At 33.6% G+C, this 24,594-nt stretch carries 26 protein-coding genes and 1 pseudogene; 19 read left to right on the forward strand and 8 right to left on the reverse strand.

Going from position 1 to position 24,594, the window contains the following annotated elements; all coding sequences use genetic code 11:
- Positions 1 to 166: 166 nt before the first annotated feature.
- The 4 genes from rplS to AC4BC7_RS16695 all read left to right on the forward strand — a co-directional run bounded on the left by rplS (position 167) and on the right by AC4BC7_RS16695 (position 2,969).
- Complete coding sequence (gene rplS / locus AC4BC7_RS16680; RefSeq protein ID WP_207941780.1) at positions 167 to 514, forward strand: 50S ribosomal protein L19; 348 nt, start codon at positions 167 to 169, stop codon at positions 512 to 514.
- Between the two features lie 381 nt (positions 515 to 895).
- Entirely contained in the window at positions 896 to 1,345 is a 450-nt protein-coding gene (locus AC4BC7_RS16685; protein ID WP_490503425.1) for a hypothetical protein, read from the forward strand.
- Positions 1,346 to 1,501: 156 nt separating this feature from the next.
- Positions 1,502 to 1,681 carry a hypothetical protein gene (locus tag AC4BC7_RS16690; protein WP_490503426.1) on the forward strand — a complete coding sequence of 60 codons (180 nt, stop codon included), beginning with the start codon at positions 1,502 to 1,504 and terminating at the stop codon, positions 1,679 to 1,681.
- A gap of 448 nt (positions 1,682 to 2,129) precedes the next feature.
- Positions 2,130 to 2,969, forward strand: coding sequence for a conjugal transfer protein (locus AC4BC7_RS16695; RefSeq protein ID WP_490504448.1), 840 nt, complete (start codon positions 2,130 to 2,132; stop codon positions 2,967 to 2,969).
- Positions 2,970 to 3,633: 664 nt separating this feature from the next.
- Here AC4BC7_RS16695 and AC4BC7_RS16700 read toward each other — a convergent pair.
- From AC4BC7_RS16700 to AC4BC7_RS16715, 4 genes are all read right to left on the reverse strand, one after another.
- Positions 3,634 to 4,170, reverse strand: coding sequence for a DegV family protein (locus AC4BC7_RS16700; RefSeq protein ID WP_490503427.1), 537 nt, complete (start codon positions 4,168 to 4,170; stop codon positions 3,634 to 3,636).
- Positions 4,142 to 4,240, reverse strand: a complete 99-nt coding sequence (locus tag AC4BC7_RS16705; RefSeq protein ID WP_490503428.1) for a DegV family protein — start codon at positions 4,238 to 4,240, stop codon at positions 4,142 to 4,144. The genes AC4BC7_RS16700 and AC4BC7_RS16705 overlap by 29 nt, the downstream gene beginning before the upstream one ends.
- Positions 4,241 to 4,259: 19 nt before the next feature.
- Complete coding sequence (locus AC4BC7_RS16710; RefSeq protein ID WP_490503429.1) at positions 4,260 to 5,240, reverse strand: alpha/beta hydrolase fold domain-containing protein; 981 nt, start codon at positions 5,238 to 5,240, stop codon at positions 4,260 to 4,262.
- Positions 5,241 to 5,505: 265 nt separating this feature from the next.
- The gene (locus tag AC4BC7_RS16715; protein ID WP_490503430.1) at positions 5,506 to 6,096 is read right to left on the reverse strand and encodes a TetR/AcrR family transcriptional regulator; all 591 of its coding nucleotides are present in this window, start codon (positions 6,094 to 6,096) and stop codon (positions 5,506 to 5,508) included.
- 185 nt (positions 6,097 to 6,281) lie between these two features.
- Between AC4BC7_RS16715 and AC4BC7_RS16720 the strand changes: the two are divergent.
- Together AC4BC7_RS16720 and AC4BC7_RS16725 are read left to right on the forward strand one after the other, a co-directional pair.
- Positions 6,282 to 6,984 (forward strand): annotated as a pseudogene (locus AC4BC7_RS16720) (ABC transporter ATP-binding protein).
- A gap of 12 nt (positions 6,985 to 6,996) precedes the next feature.
- On the forward strand, positions 6,997 to 7,230 hold the full coding sequence (locus AC4BC7_RS16725) for a hypothetical protein (RefSeq protein WP_490503431.1): 234 nt from the start codon (positions 6,997 to 6,999) through the stop codon (positions 7,228 to 7,230).
- A 325-nt stretch (positions 7,231 to 7,555) separates the two neighbouring features.
- Here AC4BC7_RS16725 and AC4BC7_RS16730 read toward each other — a convergent pair whose 3' ends face one another.
- On the reverse strand, positions 7,556 to 7,927 hold the full coding sequence (locus AC4BC7_RS16730) for a DUF3021 family protein (RefSeq protein WP_207941781.1): 372 nt from the start codon (positions 7,925 to 7,927) through the stop codon (positions 7,556 to 7,558).
- 662 nt (positions 7,928 to 8,589) lie between these two features.
- On the opposite strand from AC4BC7_RS16730, the gene AC4BC7_RS16735 reads away from it, so the two are divergent.
- The 9 genes from AC4BC7_RS16735 to AC4BC7_RS16775 all read left to right on the forward strand — a co-directional run bounded on the left by AC4BC7_RS16735 (position 8,590) and on the right by AC4BC7_RS16775 (position 16,137).
- Positions 8,590 to 9,021 (forward strand): PTS sugar transporter subunit IIA, encoded by a 432-nt coding sequence (locus AC4BC7_RS16735; RefSeq protein ID WP_490503432.1) that lies wholly within the window; start codon positions 8,590 to 8,592, stop codon positions 9,019 to 9,021.
- A complete protein-coding gene (locus AC4BC7_RS16740; protein WP_490503433.1) occupies positions 9,005 to 9,478 on the forward strand; it encodes a PTS sugar transporter subunit IIB in 474 nt (157 codons plus the stop codon). Before AC4BC7_RS16735 ends, AC4BC7_RS16740 begins: the two co-directional genes overlap by 17 nt.
- Complete coding sequence (locus AC4BC7_RS16745; protein ID WP_207941784.1) at positions 9,475 to 10,254, forward strand: PTS mannose/fructose/sorbose/N-acetylgalactosamine transporter subunit IIC; 780 nt, start codon at positions 9,475 to 9,477, stop codon at positions 10,252 to 10,254. The genes AC4BC7_RS16740 and AC4BC7_RS16745 overlap by 4 nt, the downstream gene beginning before the upstream one ends.
- Entirely contained in the window at positions 10,251 to 11,066 is an 816-nt protein-coding gene (locus tag AC4BC7_RS16750) for a PTS system mannose/fructose/sorbose family transporter subunit IID (RefSeq protein WP_490503434.1), read from the forward strand. Before AC4BC7_RS16745 ends, AC4BC7_RS16750 begins: the two co-directional genes overlap by 4 nt.
- 3 nt (positions 11,067 to 11,069) lie before the next feature.
- Positions 11,070 to 12,116 (forward strand): tyrosine-protein phosphatase, encoded by a 1,047-nt coding sequence (locus AC4BC7_RS16755; protein ID WP_490503435.1) that lies wholly within the window; start codon positions 11,070 to 11,072, stop codon positions 12,114 to 12,116.
- Positions 12,117 to 12,135: 19 nt separating this feature from the next.
- Positions 12,136 to 14,022: a BglG family transcription antiterminator gene (locus AC4BC7_RS16760; protein ID WP_490503436.1), complete on the forward strand. Its 1,887-nt coding sequence runs from the start codon at positions 12,136 to 12,138 to the stop codon at positions 14,020 to 14,022.
- A gap of 160 nt (positions 14,023 to 14,182) precedes the next feature.
- Positions 14,183 to 14,800 carry an FMN-dependent NADH-azoreductase gene (locus AC4BC7_RS16765; protein WP_207941788.1) on the forward strand — a complete coding sequence of 206 codons (618 nt, stop codon included), beginning with the start codon at positions 14,183 to 14,185 and terminating at the stop codon, positions 14,798 to 14,800.
- A 109-nt stretch (positions 14,801 to 14,909) separates the two neighbouring features.
- Entirely contained in the window at positions 14,910 to 15,641 is a 732-nt protein-coding gene (locus AC4BC7_RS16770) for a class I SAM-dependent methyltransferase (RefSeq protein ID WP_490503437.1), read from the forward strand.
- A gap of 157 nt (positions 15,642 to 15,798) precedes the next feature.
- Positions 15,799 to 16,137, forward strand: a complete 339-nt coding sequence (locus AC4BC7_RS16775; protein WP_207941789.1) for a biotin/lipoyl attachment domain-containing protein — start codon at positions 15,799 to 15,801, stop codon at positions 16,135 to 16,137.
- A 53-nt stretch (positions 16,138 to 16,190) separates the two neighbouring features.
- Here the strand turns inward: AC4BC7_RS16775 and AC4BC7_RS16780 are convergent, their stop codons facing one another.
- Positions 16,191 to 18,011, reverse strand: a complete 1,821-nt coding sequence (locus tag AC4BC7_RS16780) for a heavy metal translocating P-type ATPase (RefSeq protein WP_490503438.1) — start codon at positions 18,009 to 18,011, stop codon at positions 16,191 to 16,193.
- A 295-nt stretch (positions 18,012 to 18,306) separates the two neighbouring features.
- On the opposite strand from AC4BC7_RS16780, the gene AC4BC7_RS16785 reads away from it, so the two are divergent.
- Together AC4BC7_RS16785 and AC4BC7_RS16790 are read left to right on the forward strand one after the other, a co-directional pair.
- Complete coding sequence (locus tag AC4BC7_RS16785) at positions 18,307 to 18,756, forward strand: GNAT family N-acetyltransferase (protein WP_490503439.1); 450 nt, start codon at positions 18,307 to 18,309, stop codon at positions 18,754 to 18,756.
- Between the two features lie 87 nt (positions 18,757 to 18,843).
- Positions 18,844 to 20,817 carry an alpha-amylase family glycosyl hydrolase gene (locus tag AC4BC7_RS16790; RefSeq protein ID WP_207941791.1) on the forward strand — a complete coding sequence of 658 codons (1,974 nt, stop codon included), beginning with the start codon at positions 18,844 to 18,846 and terminating at the stop codon, positions 20,815 to 20,817.
- A gap of 53 nt (positions 20,818 to 20,870) precedes the next feature.
- Here AC4BC7_RS16790 and AC4BC7_RS16795 read toward each other — a convergent pair whose 3' ends face one another.
- Both AC4BC7_RS16795 and AC4BC7_RS16800 read right to left on the reverse strand, forming a co-directional pair.
- Positions 20,871 to 21,179 carry a hypothetical protein gene (locus AC4BC7_RS16795; protein ID WP_207941792.1) on the reverse strand — a complete coding sequence of 103 codons (309 nt, stop codon included), beginning with the start codon at positions 21,177 to 21,179 and terminating at the stop codon, positions 20,871 to 20,873.
- 110 nt (positions 21,180 to 21,289) lie between these two features.
- Entirely contained in the window at positions 21,290 to 22,117 is an 828-nt protein-coding gene (locus AC4BC7_RS16800; protein ID WP_490503440.1) for an AraC family transcriptional regulator, read from the reverse strand.
- A 167-nt stretch (positions 22,118 to 22,284) separates the two neighbouring features.
- On the opposite strand from AC4BC7_RS16800, the gene AC4BC7_RS16805 reads away from it, so the two are divergent.
- Positions 22,285 to 23,112, forward strand: a complete 828-nt coding sequence (locus tag AC4BC7_RS16805; protein ID WP_490504449.1) for a DMT family transporter — start codon at positions 22,285 to 22,287, stop codon at positions 23,110 to 23,112.
- 277 nt (positions 23,113 to 23,389) lie between these two features.
- A complete protein-coding gene (gene tuf, locus AC4BC7_RS16810) occupies positions 23,390 to 24,577 on the forward strand; it encodes an elongation factor Tu (protein ID WP_490503441.1) in 1,188 nt (395 codons plus the stop codon).
- Positions 24,578 to 24,594 lie beyond the last annotated feature (17 nt).

Here is a 24,594-nt window from a genome sequence, read left to right on the forward strand (position 1 = left end):
ACAATTTACCTGAAGAATAAAAATGAGAATGACAAGAAAATTTTCTTTACACCTAATATGAAGTATGCTAAGATATTTCAGTGAGTGTAATGCTCAACTATTACAATATTCCGCTGAAGTGACGAAATACTTTATGAATATTTGGAAATAAGGAGAATGATAAATTATGAATCCATTGATTCAAGAACTAACTCAAGAACAATTACGTACTGACATCCCAGCTTTCCGTCCTGGTGACACTGTTCGCGTTCATGCGAAAGTTGTCGAAGGTACTCGTGAACGTATCCAGTTATTCGAAGGCGTTGTTATCAAACGTCGTGGTGCTGGAATCAGCGAAACTTATACAGTTCGTAAAGTTTCAAACGGTATCGGTGTAGAACGTACATTCCCATTGCACACTCCACGTGTTGCACAAATTGAAGTTGTTCGTTACGGTAAAGTACGTCGTGCAAAATTGTACTACTTACGTGCATTACACGGAAAAGCAGCTCGTATCAAAGAAATTCGTCGCTAAGAAAAAACAAGACTATCCCAGTAGTTCTTGGTGTGAGAGAACCCTTGTATATCAAGGGTTTTTTTCTTTTATCCAAATAGACTTTTTCGAAAAAATGTCTCAGATTCCCCACTTACCCCCAATTTGACTACCTATGTCGTCAAATTGGGGGTAGTCAAAGGCAAAATCCTGACGACAAAATTGATTCGAAAAAAACCGTAGCAATCTCTCGAAATAGAAAGGTCTCCGAAAAGATGATTATCTAAAGAAGACTACACGATTTCATATAACGCGGTGTACATTTGGATTCACACCAACCCTCACAATAATTTAATAAGGGTAACTATATCGAGGAGTACTGATAAGAGAATTATTTGGAAAGAAAAAGATGATCTCGAACTGATGATGATCATTAAATCATTTATTGAGGAACACGAAATTGAAACAAGTCGTGACTATGTAAAAGCGACTAGGGAAAATCCAAATTTAAAGAAAAATGCTGTAACTGATTGGAACAAGATGTCGAATGATGAATTGGAGAAACTAATAAAATCATTCATTGATGAAAATAATATATCTTCAATGAGACAATACGAGAAGATATCTGCCGGAAAGAATATCCCTTGTCGAAATACGCTTAAAAAAAGATTTGAAAATACGAACGACTTTTTCCGAAAGAAAACAACTGAAGATTGTTTCGAAAATGAATTCAGTCTTTTCTTTACGATCAGAGAGGAAATCTACAAACTATATTTACAGGATTCATTATCTCAGATAGAATTCGAAAAAAGATGTACCAATCCTCATCTTCCATCTGTTAAAACCATCATGCGTCGAACAGGATTGTCTTAGGAAGAAATTATGGAGAAAATAGGATTCGATAATTATAAAGCAATGCGTAACGAAACAAGAATGAAAAATCTGCAAAAGAAAAGATGAAATATGATATGCATCAGCTGTTCAGAAATGGACGGCTTTTTTATTACTCAAATTTGAAAGGAGTCCAATATGAAGAAAAAGAATCAAAAAAAGTGGACCTTACTTGTACGGGCTTCCATGCTAGTTCAAACAATACTTGCGGTGGTCAATCCAATCGTTGCTTCGGCAGCGGATATCCACCATCTAGATAAAGTTTCTGTGGAGTATGCATCAGATAAATTATTCTCATTCCACGCAAAAAACAGTTGATATTCCTTCTGTGGAGAAGAAGATCAATCAAGCAATCAGCGATTATCAAAAGAAACCTAGTTTTGATAATTCCACAACTCAGTTAGTTCTTGGTCAATCAGCCACCTTAACTGATACAAATGGCGCAAAAATCTCTGAGTTTGATCGTGTGGTGAAAAACACCGCCAATGTTGATTACATGGTCAATGACAATAAACTGATCATTACCCCATCAAGTCATTCAAAATCAGATGGCGAACTTGTTTTAGAGAAAACGAAGAAAGCTGATGCACCAGTCGTTTATCGAAAGAAAGGAGAACAAGCTATTCTGGTTGGTGCCATTGACCAAACAAATGAATACACCATTAAGATCAAGGTAGAAAAAGATGGAAATCTTAAAATCGTTAAGCGTGACAAAAAATCGGGTGCATTAGTACCTGGTACAGTCTTTTCTTTAGATTCCCATGGCGTGAAACCAAAAGCAAAGAAAAACAGAACGCTTCATCTTGGGAAGAACAGAAAAGCAATTGTGTCACTCTGGCTATTACTTATTGTCAGTGTTTCTTTTGGGCTTTATAAGAATTTTACTGCCATTGATCAGCATACTACTCACGAAAAAATTGTAGAGAAAGAAATCGTTGTAAATACTTCAGGAGTTGAAAATTTCACTATTGACTTTGCGAAGACTTATTTTTCATGGAGAAACGATAAATCAGCAATTGGACAGCGTAAGGAAAAGCTTAAGTTGTATCTAACTGACGAAAATCTAAGTATTATTAAGGATATGATTCGACCTGATATACCAACAAGCGCAGAAGTTCTATCTGTGAAAATCCAAGATGTCGCAAAGGAAAGTAATCAATATAGAGTATCGTTCGAAATACTTCAAATAGTATCAGAAGGGTCAAAAAAAGTTGAGCGAAAAGTAACATATGAGACGATTGTATATCAAGATCGAAATGGAAATAAACTCATCACTTCATTACCTACCATGATTGAGACCTCGTCAAAAGCAAAATATAAAACAAAGACAACAGATGAAATCCTTGGATTTCTAAATACTTTTTTTAAGCTATATCCGACAGCATCTGATAAAGAGTTGGAATACTATATAAAAGGAAGTGGATTGAGACCAATAAATCATGAATTAGTCTTCGAGGAGTTGATCAATCCAACAATTATAAAAAATAATGAGGGCTACAGCGTCAATTTGAATGTAAAATATATTGATACTGTTACCAAGACGAATCACTCCTTTAGTTATGATTTCTCAGTAAGAAAAGATGGAAAGTGGAAAATAGTCTCGTGAAATAGAAAGGCTCTGAAATTGATCAGATCCTTTTTTAATCCCATATTTAAAAAGTATTTTTATGTTCAACTAGCTAGGTTTGACAGAACATGAAACGTTTCAAGATCAACCTTTGATTCGTTGCCTTCCAGATTTTCAAAACTCTGTAACAAGAAAGTTGCTTCTAACCCATAGAAAGGAGACCACGCAAGATTTGGTAACACTCTGACGCCTTTTGATGATTTTTCAAGTATCTTAGGTAGGTCATTTATTGAAGTAGCTTTAGTACTTTCTATATTGGAATACGAGATTGATTCTGTGGTTAAATCATAGATTAAAGCTCCATTTGGACTTTTTTTTGGAATAAGTTAAGGATATATAATAAAAATAAAGCGACCAATCGATTAAGTTTGGCTTAAACTGATTGGTCCCTATATTATGTGTAGAAGATTTTTTAGTATTATTATGTTTTTATTCAATTGGTAAAATACATGAAACCAAAAGGATTCTCACCAGTGTGAGTAGCAATTATCGGTGTTGTTGGAAGATAGATGATTTGATATTTACTAAAAAAATTTTCAACTTCTGCTTTTAGATTGTTTAGAAAGATCATTGTCTCCAGAATAGGATATCCCAATTTTTAGGATGTTTTTTCCAGATTTTTTAAGTGTCTCTAGTTTGTCTTTTAATATTGAGTAAAATTTTTACCTCGCCCTTTTATTATAGGAATAAGTTTTCCGCGTTTGAATTCCAAAATGACTTTCATCTTAATTACTGTTGAGATAGCTCCTGTTAATCTACTAATTCTGCCACCTTTTACCAAATTTTTCAATGTTGATATACCTACATAAACTTTAGTATTCTCACAAATTTTCTTCAAAATATCGTCGAGTGATTTACCTTTTTGTGCCATTCTTCCAGCAGTCTCAACTTGAAATCCTAAAGCTTGATCAATAAATTCACTATCAATTACGGGTACTTTACCTTGAGTTAATCGTGCTGCTTGCGAAGCTCCTTCTACTGTACCACTTAATGAATTTGATAAATGAATGGAGAGAACTTGACTTCCATCTGCAGTTAAATCTTCATATATTTTAGAAAATTGTCCAATAGGTGGTTGACTAGTTTTTGGTAAATCTCGATTTTTTTCAACCATCTTTAAAAACTGATATAAGGATGCTGAGCCATCATCATTATCCCACATTAAAAGATAATGGAACAACGGTTATATCAAGCTCCTTTATTAGTTCAGATGGGAGCTTGCATGCAGAATCTGTTACAATTTTAATCATTCTATAGTGTTCTTTCTAATTATAGACCGTTAACTAAATTACTGATTTGCTTTATAGCTTCACGACCTTCTTTAACCGGAATACAAGGATAGACGTGATTCTGACCAATTCCAACGTGCACTTTCGTTTTAACACCTGCTTCTTTTAATTTGTCATTCAATTTCATAATATCGGGATAAAATTGTTCACGAGTCCCAACAAAGATCGTCACATTCTTCAAGTGTGAAATGTTCCCATACAAAGGACTAACACGATAGTCCTTTGTGTCAGTTGAACCTGCCCAAGACTCGCCGTAGGCAATTAATGCGTTTCTATCAAGCATTGGATCCTTCTTTTCATACTCCTTAATATCTGAATTCTTCATCGTTACATCTACCCATGGAGAAAGTAATACCAACGCGTTTGGTTGCGGAATGTTCTTTTCATTAAAAGTCTCTGCTAAACCAAGAGATAATCCTCCACCAGCTGAGTCACCCATGAGGACAATTTTTTTAGTGTCCTGATTGGATTCGATTGACTGGTATAGACTGGTTAAAAGACTGTATGATTCTTCGTAAGTTGAAAAAGGTGCTAACGGATAAATTGGAACGACAATTTTTGAATTGGTATTTTTAGCAACTCGATTCAACATATCCCAATGTTGAATCACTGGTTGGTTTACGTATCCCCCTCCATGAATATACAAAATAACCGTACCATTATTTTTTTCTCCATTCAGAACATAAGTATCCATACCTTCATAAACTGTCTTTTTTACGGGTACATCAAAGTTTAATTTCGAACTTAGTTCATATTTTTTCTCCCCGTCCTCTTTCATCTTCGATAATTCATGCTGCGTCTCTTTGATTGATTTAGGATCTTTCATAAACCAAAGAATTCTTTCAACAACCGTCGAACTTACACTTCGATCATACCGAATGTGGGAATATACTGTTAAACCGAGTACAAAGAAAATCACTGCACTAACAAATATGATAAGTCTTTTCTGCCATTTTTTCATATGCCATCTCCTTAAATAATTGATACTATTGTTCATTTTTTGACAATTGTTTAATTTCATTGATAATAATATATCATCATCAAAATGGTGACAAGCATCAGAAATTCAGAAAAGTCCAATGTTGGACAAATTCTAATTTATGAAAAGGTTCTGCGTAAAGTAAAGCTTTTGGCAAGAATGATTGAAAACAAAAAATACCGTTTTAAGCAATCAGTTAATTGCTTAAAACGGTATTTTTAGAGTTTAGAGAATTCTAGTATAAATCTTACAGTTTTACAAAGGAATCCATCAAATATTTAAGATAACTATGGGCTTCCTTTTTTGTGGTCCTATGTTTTCTTAAAAAGATCCAATCTATAAATAAAATCACAGTATTAGTGAAATGATCAGCTAGTAACTCTAACGGTATATTACTATCAATCGATTTAGGATTATTGATAATATATTCATACAAAATTTCGTGGACCGTCTTTTTAAAATAAGCAATGAAGCTTTGTACTAGAGAGCTATTATAACCATTATGTCTCATTATCATTGTTAAGAATTCTTCTTCACTTGAAAAAATATCATAGACTCGATCAAAGTAGGTAATGATAAGATCATCCGGGTCAACTTCTTGAAATTTATCAAGTTCAATTTTTTTTGCAAGTAAGTACCAAACATAATTTAATAAATCATACTTATCCTCGAAATAATTATAAAAAGTTGCTCTAGGATAATTATTTTGAATACAAATCTCATTAACACTAATACTTTCGAAATCTTTCTCAGCAGTTAGAATCATTACACTAGATGAAAATGCATCTAGTGTCCGTTGTGCACCTCTTGTGGCTTTTTTTGACAAGTCATACTTCATCTTTTCTTAATATCCTTCCTTAAAACATTTTTCAATTTCAAATATATGTAAAAATTTGAACAAAATCATTTTTCTGCCTATTGTCATCATTTCGATCACAATATATCATATGTTCCATATTGTTTGCAACCGTCTAAATATAAACGATAGTTATGCAAAATGAGAATATAAAGGAGAAAGCGCATATGGCATTTATCGAAATGGTCGATAAGTTATAAACGCTATAAGACTGGAAATACTGTCATAGCAGCCGATGATGGAATCAATTTCAAAATTGAAAAGGGAGAGCTTGTTATCATTTTAGGCGCTTCAGGAGCTGGGAAATCAACAGTGTTAAATATTCTTGGTGGAATGGATACAAACGATGAAGGAAAAGTAATGATTGATGGAAAAGATATTTCAAATTACAACGGAAAACAGTTGACTGAATATCGCAGGAACAACGTAGGTTTTGTTTTTCAATTTTATAATCTAGTTTCGAATTTGACTGCAAAGGAGAATGTCGAATTAGCTTAAGAAATTGTGGAAGATGCATTGAATCCTGAACAAGTTTTAAAAGAAGTTGGATTAGAAAAGCGAATGGATAATTTTCCGGTACAACTTTCTGGTGGCGAACAACAACGGGTAGCGATAGCTCGGGCCGTAGCAAAGAATCCTAAAATATTATTATGTGATGAGCCTACAGGAGTTCTCGATTATAAGACCGGAAAGCAAGTACTAAAAATCTTGCAAGATAAAAGTCATTCAGAAGGCTCTACCGTTATCATTGTGACTCACAATGCAGCGATAGCCCCAATTGCTGATCGGTTGATAGAAATTCACGATGGAAAAGTGAAAAATATGGAAACGAATGAATCTCCAATGGATATTGAAGATTTTGAATGGTAGGAGGTAAATTTCTTGAACAAAACAAGACTATGGAAAGATATCCGAAAGTCGATAAATGGATCTAAAGGAAGATTCTTCTCTATAATAGCGCTACTAGCTTTAGGGAGCTCTGCCTTAATGGGATTAAAGGTTACAGGACCTGATATGCAAAAGACGAGTGCTGCTTATTTTGATAAACAGCGGACCATGGATCTTGCTATCATGAATGACTATGGTCTTGATAAAACTGATAAAGAAAACTTCTGATTTGAAATCTTTGGAATTTGGCTATTTAAAAGATGTAACATTGAAGGGAACCAATACGGCTGTTCGAATTTTTTCTGAATCAAAAAAAGTCTCTAAATATGAAGTGACTAAAGGCCGACTTCCAAAAAAAAGGGAAATTGCTATCAGTAATACTTTTTTTTGTTTCCAGTATAATGGATAAAAAACTCTAAAGTGTCGATTGTTTCTATTATACTGGAAACAATGTGATTGTCAGAAAAATTTTATCTTGTATTCAGGTAAAGATCACGATGAAAGAATGGTTTGGGCTTTTTTTCTAAAATAAAAATAGGTGACCATCACACGATTACCAATTAAATTTTTTAGCAAGAAATAACAGAACACTCCATAAAATCGCTCCTGTTACTAAAAAATAGCCAAAAATGACTAAAGCATCGGTAATATTTTGCAATGGAAACCATCCGCTAAATAATAAGATTGGATAGATTGTTAGTAACATTAATAAAAAATGAATGACAGTTTTTTTGGTCAAACTCCATTGATTAATATCGTATATAACTGTAGCGAAACCAACGATAAAAGCAATCAATGCAGCATAAAAAGTTCCTTTTGCGTCTGTAATACTGTTTTGTAAATAGAGAATATACGCTATGATACTCATAATCACAAAAGGAATTCCACCACGTAACATACCTTTTAGAAATAACTGGATTTTCATAAGCAACCTCTTTTCTATTTACACAATTTTAAAAGATTCACTTTCATTCTACCATATCTAGGGGAAGCTTGAATGAGATTGTCAAAACTTTATAAAAGCAGAACCGCTCTAAAATTGGGGACATAGTCTATTTTAACTGGAACTATTAAGTGAATCGGTGTATCGAAGTTTTTCAAATACAAATCATGAATTAAAACCCCAAGTATGGCTTATTTCAAGCCATACTTGGGGTTTTAACGAACGAGGAGAGGCTATTGTTTATTTGCTTTTTGGATGAAGGAATCTACTTGTGCAGCTGGAATTTCTATCATTTCTGCAGCATGTAAAGTATATTTTCTGACTATCTGTATCGCTTAATAGACCCAGAACCTTATTGTTATATATAAGTAGGACGTATGATGAATACAGCAAAGTTTTTTTGAAAGCAATTTAAGAATGCAGATAGTGCGATGCAGTAAATGTAATTAATCAAGAGAAGGGATTGCCATGAAAAGCGAGTGTAGGTACATTTTATTATTCAAAATACTGTTGATTCGTAGTAATTCCCTTTTGTTAGTGAAAATTACGTTGTTGAAAACGTTTTTAATAGATATATAATAAATTATACAAACAGGAGATGTTTGTAAGTGAAAAAATAAAAGGTATTGAAAGGGGAAAGTGAAATGTCAGATACAATTGGTTTATTAATTATGACACATGGAGATTTTGGTAAAGCAGCCATTGAAAGTGCAGAATTAATTGTTGGAAAACAAGAAAATTACGATACAATGAGTGTTTTTGTCGTAGACCAAGTCGATGATTTGAAGCAAGAAATGTTTGATAAAGCAGATCAACTAGCAACAACAAAAGGTTTATTGGTTCTAACCGATATTGTTGGTGGAACACCCATTAACTTAGCAAGTTATTTATTGGAAAGAGAAAATACGATTGTTGCATCCGGAGTCAATCTACCAATGTTACTAGAAGTATTGATGGCTCGTACAGGAGAGTTTGCAACAATTGAAGAAACACTACGTAGTGCTTATGCACAAGGTCTAACAGTTCGTACAAACGCAGATTTGGAAGGAGAAGAAGAAGATGAGTATAGTCTTTAGTCGTATTGATGACCGTTTAATTCATGGTCAAGTAGTAACAACATGGGTGAATATGCATAAGGTAGAACAAATTATTGTTTTAAATGATAAGGTCGCAGGGGATAAAACACAAAAAAGTATTTTAACTATGGCCGCACCTGCAGGGATTAATGTTCGTGCTTTTCCAGTAGAAAAATTTGGAGAAATCATTAAGAAAAACGCGATTACACGTCGTACGATGCTATTATTTACAAATAGTGAAGATGTTTATCGTGCAGTAGAAGCAGGAATTCCAGTTGAAGAATTAAACGTTGGAGGTATGCGTTTCCAAGAAGGAAGAGAGCGTTTAACAAAAGCTGTCTCAGTTACACCAGCTGAACGTGAAGCTTTCAAAAAATTATTAGAAAAAAATGTGAAAATAACGATTCAAATGGTTCCAAATGATGAAAAAATTGACTTAAAGGAGGTCATTTCATGATATCAGCATTATTAATTGCAGCGTGGGCCGGTATTTGTGCAATTGATGATATTGGTACACAAATGATTCGTCGTCCATTATTAATTGCTCCCGTTGTAGGCTTAATTATGGGCGATTTAGAAACTTCTCTTTTAATTGGTGCCACTTTAGAAGTTATGTGGATGGGTGTCGGAAACGTCGGTGCTTACTCTGCACCAGATATTATTTCTGGTACAGCCATTGGTACTGCATTAGGAATTGCGTCAGGCGGTACAGCGACTGCGGTTGCTTTAGCAGTTCCAACTTCACTGTTAGCACAGCAATTATTAGTTTTATATCGTTCTAGTATTGTATATTTGAATCCGATTGCCGATAGAATTGCCGAAACTGGGGACTTTTCAAAGATTTTTCGTATTAACTACATTCCAATGTGTATTGCCTTCTTAATTCGCGCCGTACCTACTTTCTTAGCAATTTATTTTGGTTCAGGTGCTATCGATACTGTTGTTGCAGCTTTACCTGAAGATATTATGAAAGGGTTAACAGTTGCTGGTTCAATTATTCCTTCTGTCGGTATTGGCTTATTAATGTTAATGATGATTAAAAAAGGGGAACTATGGACATTTTTAGTAGCTGGTTTTACTTTAGCGGTTTATTTAGGATTATCCGTATTGCCAATTACTTTAATTGCTTTGCCAATCGCATTAATTTACGATTTAGCAACACAACAAAAAGTAGTCGTTCAAAGTTCTGCTGGTACAGTAGATGATGAAGATGAGGAGGATTATGATCTATGAGCGAACATACAAATAAAGTAACTGAAAAAGACTTGACGAAAGTCTTTTGGCGAATGCAGTTATTAAATGTAACGAATAATTTTCAATCGATGCAAGCGATTGGTTTCTTATCTAGTTTTGCCCCTGTCTTAAATCGTTTATATGCAGACAAACCAAAAGAATTACGTGTAAAAGCGATGAAGCGCCATCTGGAATTTTTCAATAGTCATGTCAATGCCGATGCTTTGATTTTAGGAATTACAGCAGCAATTGAAGAAACAACGGATGAAGATCAAAAAGAAACAGTTACAGGGATTAAAACAGGCTTGATGGGTCCTTTAGCTGGACTTGGCGATAGTATTTTAAAATTTACTTGGTTACCAATTTGTGGAAGTATCGGAGCAGCCTTAGCTTTAAATGGCAGTATATTAGGTCCAATTTTGATGTTTTTACTATACAATTCATTGAATGTAGCAAGTAAATATTATGGAATTCATTTAGGTTACAAAAAAGGAATGGACTTAATTGAGGGAACAGGTGGCAACATCCTACAACGTCTTGCGAACATGGCGAATGTTGTGGGTCTAATGGTTATTGGTGCTTTAATCGCTTCAGTTGTTAAAGTGAATATTGTGTCTGAAATTGCAGCTGGGGAAAATGTTATTGCCTTTCAAGAAATGTTTGATAAAGTAATGCCAGGACTATTTAGTCTATTAATTACTTTTATTGTTTATAAAATTTTGAAAAAAACCAATGGGAAACATGCGCCTTTATTAATTGTGGGAATCATGATTATTTCAATTATCTTAACTATGTTAGGAATCTTAGGGTAGCCTATGGTAAATAAATATGAAGTAACCCAAGTAGCAACAAACCAGTTTCATTTTCAAAGGCCTACTTCTGAACAGGCGCAAGAAGTAGCCATCTATGTGATGACATCACCAGATGAACGTCCTGGTGAATTAATCGTTAAAACAAATGAAGATGAAATTACGGTAGAAGTGGATGCAGCAAACAATCGACCTTATTTCTATATTCAAACTGAAAAGGAAGGTTATACAGTTGCCGAACGTACATTACCGGTTGAAGGAATGAATAATTTCCGTGATATGGGTGGGTACGAAACCGCTGATGGACATACCGTGAAATGGGGAAAATTATATCGTTCGGATCATATTCATAATGCGACAGAAAATGGCGTTTCCTATTTGAATAAATTAGGAATTCATACAATTATCGATTATCGAAGTGATGATGAAATATCTAAATATCCGAATAAAAGATTAACTCCTGAACCAAAAACGGTTCATTTAGATCCTGCAGCCCATGCCGCAGAATTAGCCGCACAATTCCAATCATCAAAGGAAAATGAAGACATTAATTTAATTACCAAAATTATTGAACAACAAAAAGCGGGTACATTAGTAAATCAAGCAGATGTTGTATTGAAGCAATATCGAGTATTTGCTAATAAAGACGAATCAAAAAGAGCGTTTGCGGAAATGCTCAGAGTGGTAGCTCAACCTGATGCACCAGCAGTTGTTCAACATTGCCGAGGTGGAAAAGATCGTACAGGCTTTGGTGCGATGCTTGTGTTAGGCGTATTAGGAGTACGTAAAGAAGATCTTATCGCAGATTATTTACTAACTGCTAAAAATCGAGAAGAGCGTAACCGAGTTAAAATGGAAGGCTATAAAAAATTAACGACGGATCAAAGTGTATTGGATCATTTATATTCATTTATTGATACAAAATCCGAATTTTTAGAAGCATCTATAGATACAATTATTGAAACATATGGTTCAATTGAAAATTATGTGACTTCCGAACTTAAAATAACGCAAGAAATGATTGACACTATGAAAGAGCTTTATTTAGAATAGTGGTAAAGGAGGTGAGACTATGCACTTAGGAATATCTGAGAAATTAAAATTTTTAGATGAAAAACCTAGGCACAAAGCATTGTTTCTCCTTCTTTTTCGTGCAGATGATTATTTGACGAGTGAAGAGCTAGCTGACCAACTTAAGGTGACTTCCCGAACCATTAAAACCGATATCAAACAGTTGAAAGAAGAAATTGACAGTCCAGAAATGGCGATTGTTTCCAAACGCTCACTTGGGTATAAGATGGAAATCCTTGAAAAGGAATACGAGAATAAAATTAAAGAATTTTATCAAATTTTTCCATCAACAACAATTGAAAGTGAGTTTGATCATCGCGTAAATTATATTGTCCGTTGCTTTTTATCATCAAAAAAACCAATTAAAGTAGAAGAAATTCAAAGAAAATTAGTTATCAATTATTCAATTAATCGTGAACTGCAAGAAGTAAAACAAATGCTTTCACAATATGATTTATCTTTAGTTAGTCGTCCACATTATGGCATGATGATTAAAGGAGCAACCTTCAAAAAAGTTTTATTAACTATTCGAATGTATCGCTATTTTGACAAGAATGCCAGTAATGATTTTGGTATTCCAGAATATAGTGCGTTTTTCTATTGTGACAATTGTGAAAAAGAAAAAATTCGACAAACTTTTTTTAAATCAATTACTAAATCTCGTATTGTATTTTCCGATATTAATGCTGAACGTTTTATTGTATATTTGCTCTATTTTCGTAATCAAACTTTGTATAAAAATACTATCACGTTAGATTTACCAGAAATTTTATTTGAGTATAAGGAGACAGATGAGTATTATTTAGTGATAGAAATTCTTCAAAAATTACGAAATAAATTTGAGGGCTTTGAATTTACTGAAGAAATTATCCAGTTTTTGACCTATATTGCGATTTTTAGTACCGATTTATATCGTTTTGTTGATTGTAGTAAAGAAAATTATAATTATTTAATTAATTTAGCAGAAGAAACTAGAAATTTTTTATTAAGAGAAGTCTCTGAATATTTACAAATTGATGCATTTGATGATTATACATGCTTAAAAGATTTATTAAAAATTATGATTCCTATCAGTCTAAAAATTATGTTGAATGTTTCTGATAGCATCGATTTAAGATACAATGATTTCAAAAATGATGGTCATCAACCTATTCTTCGCTATTATATGAAAAAAATCTATAAAAAATTTTTTAAGACATATCATTATCATTTTTCAAAACGTGAACAGCACTTAATCTTTTTGACTTTTTATGGAATGTTAAATCGAATTGTGTTAGAACACAGAAAATTAAATGTAGCTATTATTGCTATTGATGGACGTTTATCAACGCAGCAATTAAAATTTAATCTTCAACATCATTTTTCTGAATTTATTGATCGAATTGAAACAAAAGTGCTTTATGAACTAGATTTGCAAAGTAATCATGCATATGATCTTTATTTATGCTCAAATTATGGCAAAAAATTAAATATTCAACATAATCCAATTTATTTTGTTGAAGAAGAAATGGATGAATTACAATATATAGATTCATTGAAATATTTATTTTTCCAAGCGTTTGAGTATGAAAAAAAATTACCACCGTTTAGTTTTGAGATTCAAGCATTAGAAGAACCGATTAAGCAAGTAGCTTCTTATGACTATCTTCCTTTAAATGGCAATATTCATCTTTATCTAAATCTTGATTCTGAAAAAGAGAACTTTAAAATTTTACGATTAGAAAAATCCAATCAAATCGAATATTGTTTATACGTCGATTTGGCAATTAAAGAAGATAAGCAAAAGTTAAAGATGCTGTTTAATATCATTCAACGAATTGTGGATGATTCAACGAAACTAGAAGAACTTTCTCGTACGGAAACGCGTTATAGCTATTTTTTGATGTAAAAAGTTTTACAATTATACTCCTCTTTTTTTTATTGAATAGACTGAGGGTTAATCAATAGAATTATTTACTTATATATAGTAAGTGCTTATTTATTGTAAGTGAAATAAATCTATAGTATACTAACCTCTGTTATAACTTATTGAAAAGGTGGAAATTGATTTGAAAAAGATTTTAGTTGTTAAAGCAAATAACCGTCCGGATGGCGTCTCTGCAAAAATGTTTGATGTTTTTGTAGAAAATTTAGATAAAAATAAAGTGGAAGTAACAACATTTGATGTTTATGCACAAGCAATGCCTTATATTGGTCAAACATTATTTGATTCATTTGGCAAACAAGCACAAAATCAAGAATTAAATGAAGAAGAACAAGCATTAATGTCTGTTCGTCAAGAAGTGATGGATAAATTCGCTGCAGCTGATACGATTGTATTTGCTTTCCCAATGTGGAACTTAACTATTCCAGCAGCATTGCATACATTTATCGATTATATTTTCCAAGCAGGTTTTACATTCTCTTACAATGCAGATGGTTCAATGAATCAATTATTAGCAGACAAAGAGATTGTTTTATTGAATGCTCGTGGTGGCATTTATTCAGGTGACATGAGCGTAATGGAAAATGCAGTGACGTTTATGGAAAAAGTTTTTGGTGGTATGTTTGGTATGACAATTACGGATGAAGTAATTATTGAAGGACACAATGCAGATCCTTCAAAAACTGCTGAAATTATCGCTGAGGGAATGGAACGCGTTGCCGCAGTAGCGAAAAAGTTTTAAGCTAACAAATGAGCGTCTAGTGCTTTTCAAGCATTAGACGTTTTTTTATTTCAAAAAAACAGCAAAATTATATATGATAAACCTATGCAGTAACAAAGGAGGGGCGAAAGTGAAAGAAAATAAATATAACGACGAGAAATTTTTTCTAAAATACAGTGAAATGTCACGTTCCAAGCAAGGATTAGAAGGAGCTGGCGAGTGGTCAGAATTAGAAAAAATTCTACCTGATTTTCAAAATAAGTACGTATTAGATTTAGGGTGTGGTTATGGCTGGCATTGTAAATATGCGGTTGAAAATGGTGCAAGTGAAGTAGTTGGTATCGATCTTTCAGATAAAATGTTACAAATCGCTCAAGAAAAAAATAGCGATGGAAAAATCAATTATCAATGTATAGCGATGGAAGATGTGACTTTTCCAGCAGCAACGTTTGATGTAGTGATTAGCTCGTTGGCTGTTCATTATGTAAAAAATTTTGAATCTTTAGTGACTAATATTGCCAAGTGGTTGAAACCCAAGGGTGAATTTGTTTTTTCAGTTGAACACCCTATATTTACCTCACAAGGCACACAAGATTGGTATTACGATGAGAAGGGTGAAATTTTACATTTTCCTGTAGATAATTATTATTATGAAGGAAAACGTGAAGCGACTTTTTTAGGCGAAAAGGTAACGAAATATCATCGTACACTAACCACTTATTTGAATACCTTGTTACAAAATGGTTTTGAATTCCAGCACATTATTGAACCTCAACCACCAGAAGAAATGATGGACTTAGTGGGAATGAAAGATGAGATGCGACGTCCAATGATGTTATTGATATCCGTTAAAAAGAAATAATTACACAAAAAGGAACAGCTATACTTGCTTACATTCAGAAAAAAGCGTAGCTGTTTCTTTTTTAGTATAAAAATCTGTTTATAAACTAGAATATCAGATAAAAGCAGCCGATTGTTTAATATAAGAGCTTAAAAAACAAAGGGAAGGATTGTCTGAGATGAAGAAAATAGTTTTTAAAGAAACAGAACATTTTTGGATTTTATTTAATGGAAAAGAATACGTTGTTGGTTTAACCAAACTGTCACAACAGGCGTTAAAGACAGCAACACACCTGGAACTTCCAAAAGAGCTTCAAGCTTTTCAACAAGGAGAACCATTAATTGAATGTAACTTCAATCAAACTGTCAGTAAGTTTGTGAGTCCTTTAACAGGTGTAATTTCTTCAATTAATGAAAAAATAAATCAAGACATGCAGGTATTACACACTGAAGATGAATTGGATGCTTGGGTATTAGCTTTTAAAGATGTTGAACAAGATGAATTTATTGCCTTATAAATAAGATACCCTCTCTGAGCACTACATCATTAGCGTTCAGAGAGGGTACCTTTTTAATCATGGATAGTTTTTAGTAAACGGAGTCCATTCAGAATTACTAAAATAGTGCTGCCTTCATGTCCAATGACAGCTAGTGGGATTGTTAAAATTTGTAAGATATTAATGAGAACCAATAACAGAATAATAGCAATACTAAAAATAATATTTTGTTTAATGATTTGTTTCATTTTTTTTGATAATTTATGAGTATACACCAATTTCGCTAAATTATTTTCTAAAATAACTACGTCAGCAATATCCATCGCTACATCGGTTCCTTCGCCCATGGCAATCCCGATAGTTGCAGTAGCAAGAGCGGGTGCATCGTTCACACCATCACCCAGCATCGCATTTTTCCCGAACTTTTGTTTTTGCTCGTTTAAAAAAGCAACCTTATCTTCTGGTAATAACTCTGATTGGTATTCAGTGATACCAAGTTCATGCGCAATAGTTGTTGCTGTATGTCGGTTATCGCCTGTGAGCATCAGTGTATGAACATTGGCCTCATTAAAATAGTGAATGACTTCTTTGGCATGTTTATTTAACGTATCTAATAATGCGATTGCGCCAATAAATTGTTGATTACATTCCATATAAACCACAGTTTTTCCTTGCAATTTCCACTTTTTAATCTGAGGATTATCTTCATAGCAGCCCATTTTTTTCCCAATATAATAAATGTTTCCATCAACCATCCCTTGAATACCCTTTGCTGTTAGTTCTTCAACCACTAATTGTTTTTTTTGATGTGTTTGCCAATTTCTAACGATTGCTTTTGCCAAAGGGTGGGTACTTTTTTCTTCTAAACCAATGACAATCGGAATGATTTCTTGTTCGGGAACAGTCCAAAAAACATTGGTAACAGTTGGTTGCCCATTTGTTAAAGTGCCCGTCTTATCAAAGGCAATACTTCTGATTTCTGCTAGTTCTTCTAAGTAAGTGCCTCCTTTAAACAAGACACCATGACGAGCTCCGTTACTGACCGCACTCAATAATGCAGGCGTACTACTAGCGACTAGCGCACATGGACTAGCAACTACTAATAAATTTACGCCACGATAAAAACTTTCATTCCACGACCAATTTAAACTGAAATGAAACAGTAAAATGGCTAAGGGAACGCCCAAAAGAATACTTAGGACATAACGATTTTCGATTTTTTGAATAAATGTTTCGGTTTTTGTTTGACTGTTTTGTGCATCCTCGACTAGTTGAATGATTTTTGCGAAGACTGTTTCGGATTTGTTTTTGTTCACTTCAATAATTAATTCATTTCCTAAGTTAATTGTACCGCCAAAAACTTCTTCATTTATTTTCTTTAAGCGAGGCATACTTTCACCATTGACGACGGCTTCATCCAATTCGGAAGTACCTTGTAAAATGATGCCATCAGTTGGGACGCTTTCCCCTTTGAAGATAGCCAAGTGATCGCCTATCGTTAATTGATTGGCATCGATCATTTGATATGTACCATCATCCAAAATTTTTCGTGCAATTTTCGGTTGTCGATTAATGAGATGATTGATTGCGCGGGTACTTTTATCCGTTGCATATTCTTCAAGTAAATGACTTAAACTAAAGATAAAAATGAGGAGCGCACCTTCGCGCCAATCACCAATGATTCCTGCACTAATGGCAGCAATCATCATTAATAAATCAACATTAAAATGCTTTTCTGTCACTAATTCTCGTAAACCTGCAATGGTTATTTCCAATCCTCCAAAAAGAATACCTATAAGATAAATTAGCCAACTACCTTCAAAATGCATAATATCTGATATTAAACCAGCTAATAAACTAAGCGTGCAAGCGATAGTTCCAAATAATGTCCACATAATTAATGCCCTCCTTCATAAACAACATAGCACTAGGCTAATTATTTAGACATTGGAATCCCTTAGTTGATAAAGAGAATCGTTTCAGAAATGATGTTGAGGTTTTGGAGTACCCTTCTGAAATATGGTATTATAAACGTAGCATTAAATGTACAAAGAAAAGTTGGCTGTTTGAAGAATATCATGGAAAGAGAATAGCCATTCTTTATTTAGTTATAGAATAATTGGGCATGGTTCAAAATACGGAAAAGGAGATAGTCCGGATAGATAGTCTCAAAAATGAGGAGCCTGTTTTATGATTGTTTTAAAAAAAATTAATCAGACAAATTATAAAGAATGTATTTCCTTAAGGACGACAGATGAACAGAAACAATTTGTTTGTGTGAATTGGTACTCGTTATTAGAAAGTTTGTATGAAAAGAATCGTCATGCATTAGGTATCTATTTAGATGACGCAATGATTGGTTTTATGATGTTTAGTCATTATCCTGCTGATGCTAGTTATGCCTATGATTCATGGTGGATTGAACGCTTGATGATTGATACAAAATTTCAAAATATGGGGTATGGCAAAGAAGCATTGATTCAAGGAATTCATTGGTTTGATCAAAATATTTCCGAAAATGTCTTACGGATAAGCGCAGTAAAAACAAACGACGTGGCATTGAAGTTATATGAAAAATTATCTTTTATTCGTACTGGGGAGGAATTAGAAGGAGAAATTGTATTGTTAAAGACGCGATGATTGGAGGTAGTAGTTATTTTCTAATAAATCATATATATAATAGGCAGTCTCTTCTTTTCAAATATTGAATTAATAGGAGGTACCAATATGCTTAGTGAAAAAATTTTAGAAATTGATCCATTTTTAAAACCATATATTTCAGATATTCGTTTAAGAAATCAAAATTATTTAACAACTAAAAAACGATTACTAGAAAAAGGGCAAAAAATTTCTAGCTTTGCGAATGGTCATCATTATTTTGGATTTCATAAACAAAAAAATGGCTGGATCTATCGCGAATGGGCGCCAAATGCGAAAAAAATTGCTTTGATTGGAGAGTTTAATCAGTGGAATCGTACAAGCCATTTATTGAAAAATATTGGTGATGGTGTTTGGGAGATTCAACTTACAGATGAAGATCAGCTTGTTCATGGTTCTAAAGTGCGCATTGAAATTACGACAGAGAACGATAAATTTGAACGCATCCCAACTTATTGTAAGCGTGTGGTACAAAAAAAAGAGACGGTTGATTTCGATGGTCAAGTTTGGGATCCACCGCAGCCTTTTGAGTGGACGGACCAAGAGTTCAAACGACCACAAGATGAACCGGTATTAATTTATGAAAGTCATGTTGGCATGGCGGGAATCAAAGAAGGAATTTCATCATTCCAAGAATATATTGAAACCGTTTTACCTAGAGTGAAGGAATTAGGCTACAATACGATTCAATTGATGGCAATTGCAGAGCATCCATATTATGGTTCATTCGGTTACCAAGTGTCGAATTTCTTTGCTGTTTCTTCTAAATTTGGTACGCCAGAGGATTTAAAATTATTGATTGATACAGCGCATAGTTTGGGTATTAGTGTATTGTTAGATATTGTTCATTCACATTCTGCAACAAATGTTGTCGAAGGGTTAGCACAATTTGATGGAACCGAAACTCAGTATTTCCATGCAGGTGATAGAGGAACACACCCTGAATGGGGCTCAAAATTATTTAATTATGGTAAAACAGAGGTCATTCATTTCTTATTGTCCAACGTTAAATATTGGTTGGAAGAATATCATTTTGATGGGTTCCGTTTTGATGCCGTAACATCCATGCTTTACCATCATCATGGTTTAGGGGTTTCTTTTGATCACTACGATAAATATTTTTCTATCAATACAGATACAGAAGCGTTAACCTATCTACAATTAGCAGCAGAAGTCGCTAAAGAAGTTGCTCCAGATTGTATTTTAATTGCTGAAGATATGAGTGGCATGCCAGGAATGTGTTTGCCAATTGACATCGGAGGCATTGGTTTTGATTATCGTTTGGGAATGGGAGTCCCTGATTTTTGGATTAAAACATTGAAAAATACATCTGATTACGATTGGAATTTAGGCTCGATTTGGTATGAATTGAACCAAAGACGCCCTCAAGAAAAAGTAGTGGGCTACTGTGAATCACATGACCAAGCTTTAGTCGGAGATAAAACTATTATGTTCCGTTTAGCCGATCAGGAAATGTATTGGAAGATGGATGTCTTTTCACAAAGCGATATTATTGATCGCGCAATTGCTTTGCATAAAATGATTCGTTTAATTACTTGTACTTGCGCTGGTGAAGGGTATTTAAATTTTATGGGTAATGAATTCGGTCATCCTGAATGGATTGATTTTCCAAGTCCGGATAATAATTGGAGTTATTCGAAAGCTAGAAGACGGTGGGATTTAGCGGAAGATACTAATTTAAGATATCGTTTCTTGCAAAGCTTTGATCATGCGATGATTGAGTTAGTGAAAGAAAATAATTTGTTAGCAACCTCTTCCGAATTATTATTGCATCATGAAGATCATAAATTATTAGCTTATCAAAAGGGAGAATTTGTTTTCATTTATAATTTTCATCCGGTAGAACAGCATACAGTAAACTTGCAGATTGATGCCACGAAGGCGAAGTTAATTTTACATTCTGATTGGCAAGAGTTTGGCGGTTACTTAGATTCGACAAATGAACAGAAACCTTTAGTAGCTTCAAGCACTCAATTTAGTATACCGATTAATCGACGTTCAGTAGCTGTGTATAAAATCTAATTAGAAAACCGAACAATTTTAGAGCAAGGGTGCTTTAGAATTGTTCGGTTTGTTTATATGCACTTTTTTGTTTTGATTTGTTCCAATATGATTTCGGCATTCAAACTGATATAGGAACTAATTGTAAAATTCAGTGTTTTTATTTTTTTAGGAATCCGTCTTATCACGCGATGATTTAGAGAAATCATTGGATCGACAAATATCATTTTTTCATCAGTGAAGCGATGTGTTTCTAGTTGCCCTAATGTTAGAACAGTCACTTCGATGGTATCGTGAGACATTAAGCGAATATTACGTGCTAGAATTTTAATGACACTTCCTGCAAGGCTAGAGCGATCCACAAATAGTACTTTTTCAGTCATTTTTATTTCTCTCCAATATATTTTTGTCATTTAATTAAGTATATTAATTAAATGAAGATTTGTAAATAGTTAAACTAAAAAAAATACTCCTACATTTTTGAAGGAGCAGTTTAATTAAATTGTTTACGAAATTTGAGTGGTGTGCAATGATATTTTTGCTTGAACTTTGTAATGAAATAACTAATATTGTTAAAGCCTACAAAGTAACAAATTTCTGAAATGGAATAATCTGTTGCTTGTAATAATTCTTTCGCTTTATTTAACCGAAAATCAATGACGTAATTAATAGGTGAAAGCTGTGTATATTGGTTAAATAATGCTGTGCACTTATTTTTGTTAATCGGAATTGATTGCGCAATGTCATCTACAGAAAGCTGCTTTTGATAATTCGCATGGACAAAATCTAATAATTCATAGATAGGCAGAGGTCTTTTTTCAAAGAATCTTTTATCTGTTTTTACTTGCGATAAGATTCCTAATAATAATTCGTAGAGACTAAAGTAATTAAGATTGTTTGGGGATGAAATGATTTCTTTTAAGATAGCCTCTTGTCGAGTATTTAATTGAACAGACGTGAAGATAAAATTTGTCTGCTGTTGAATGGGAGTCACAATTTTTTGATAAAATAATTCATTGATGAATAATGGTGAAAAATCGATACAAAGATAGTCTACTTTTTTACTAAGTGGTTTTGCACTATGTAATTTTGAACTATTAATTAAAATACCTGATGATGAAGATATGGGGACTGTATGTGCTTCAATAGAATAATTTAGTGTACCCTCAATCACCCAAATAAATTGAAATTCTTTGTGCCAATGGGGCATGATTGTATCTTGTTGCTGTTGGTTCAGTGTTCGTTGGTAAATAGCCAAAGGGAAATCGTCAGTAATATGCTGAGTTATTTCATTTTGCGATGCGTTAACTTCAAAATACATTAATTGTTCCTCCCTTTACAGAATAATGATAAAAATAGCCAGAATATTGAAAGATTTATATGGATATGAAAACTATAATAATATAATACAAAAAAGAAAGAAAGAGGAGAAGGCTTATTAAAACGAGAGGAATTTTATCTGCTTGTACAGCAGCAAGTTTATGGGCAATTTCTGGTGTTTCCGGGCAGTTGTTATTCGAACAATTTCATTTTTCAGCGAGTTGGTTAGTAGCTACCCGATTATTACTGGCGGGGATTATTTTATTAGTGATAGCTTTTGTTCGAAATAAATATCAAGTCTTTCAACCTTTTAAAGACAAAAAAGATTTTTTTGACTTACTTGCGTTTTCTATTTTAGGCATGTTTTTAGTTCAATTTACTTATTTTAAAACCATTGAATTAAGTAATGCTTCATTTGCGACAATTGTTCAATATACGGGTCCTTTTTTCGTTGTTTTATATGAGTCCTTGAAAGCAAAAAAAATGCCATCATTTGTAACTCTATTTTTGATGGGAATCACGTTATTTGGGGTCATTTTAATTGCTTCGAAAGGTGAAATATTGACGGTGTTTACTTCGAGGGATTCTTTAGTTTGGGGAATTGGTTCAGCAATTGCTTTAGCGTTTTATTCTATCCAACCAAGAAATTTATTGCGAAAATATGGTAGCTTTACGATTGTAGGCTGGGGAATGGTTTTCGGAAGTGTAATAGCGAATTGTTTTCACCCAATCTGGCAAGTAGATGGAATGATAACTAGGGAATCATTCGTGCAGCTGTTAATTGTTGTTCTTTTTGGTACAGCTATTGCGTATTTAATTTACTTATCCAGTTTAAAATTTATCTCTGCTTCATTGGCGAGTATCTTAACTGCATTTGAGCCAATTTTAGCTACAGTTCTATCTGTTTTATTTTTTCATTTGACGTTTTCATGGTTAGAAATTATTGGATTTATTTGTGTCTTAGGTTCCATTTTAGTTTTACAAAAGAGAGTTTAAAAGAAACGAGATCAGGCTTTCTAGTTTCTTTTTTTACGTATGTTATTAAAGACTACTCACTGATTTCCTATACATAAATCATCAGCTTATTCGTTAAATATAGCAAGAGAGTAGTCAAAGAAATGAAGATAGGTGTTCTTTGAAGCATGTTAATTGACTTTGACCAATTTTGACGTATAATAAGTTTAGATTCAATACTTATATAAAGTAAGTGTTTAATCTATAAAATCGAAAACTAAAATAGCTTTTCGATCAACTTATATAGGAGGTTTGTAAAATGGCAAAACAACATTATGACAGAAGTAAACCACACGTTAATATCGGAACAATCGGGCATGTCGATCATGGGAAAACTACTTTGACGGCTGCAATCACTACAGTATTAGGAAAACAAGGCCTAGCAAACCCGCAAGATTACGGTAGTATTGATGCAGCGCCTGAAGAACGTGAACGTGGGATTACGATTAATACAGCACATGTTGAATATGAAACACATGCAAGACACTATGCACATATTGATGCACCAGGTCATGCGGATTATGTAAAAAATATGATTACTGGTGCTGCACAAATGGATGGCGCAATTTTAGTTGTTTCCGCAACAGATGGTCCAATGCCTCAAACACGTGAACATATTTTACTTTCACGTCAAGTTGGCGTAAAATATTTGATTGTCTTTTTGAATAAAATTGATTTAGTCGATGACGACGAATTAATTGATTTGGTAGAAATGGAAGTCCGAGAATTACTTACAGAATACAATTTTCCAGGCGATGATATTCCAGTTATCAAAGGCTCTGCATTACGAGCTTTAGAAGGTGATGCACAAGCCGAGGCAGCAATTATGGAATTGATGGACGCTGTGGATCAATTTATTCCAACACCAGATCGTGAAAATGACAAACCATTCTTATTGCCAGTTGAAGATGTATTTTCAATTACTGGTCGAGGAACTGTTGCATCAGGTAGAATTGAACGTGGAACAGTTTCCGTTGGTGATGAAGTAGAAATCATTGGTATCAAAAATGAAACAAAAAAAGCCGTGGTAACAGGAATTGAAATGTTCCGTAAAACATTAGATTATGGTGAAGCAGGCGATAATGTAGGGATTTTATTACGTGGAGTGACCCGCGATGAAATTGAAAGAGGGCAAGTATTAGCAAAACCTGGTTCTATCACACCACATACGCAATTTAAAGCAGAAATTTATGTGTTGACGAAAGAAGAAGGTGGCCGTCATACGCCATTCTTTAATAACTATCGTCCACAATTTTATTTCCGTACAACTGACGTTACAGGAACGATTCAATTACCAGAAGAAGTGGAAATGGTGATGCCTGGCGATAACGTGACCATTGATGTTGATTTAATTCATCCAATTGCTGTTGAACAAGGTACAACGTTCTCTATTCGTGAAGGTGGACGAACTGTTGGTTCAGGAATGGTTACAGAAATTAAAAAATAGCAACGAACTCTCTAGGA

It is taken from the genome of Enterococcus sp. AMC1623 (genome assembly GCF_058216495.1).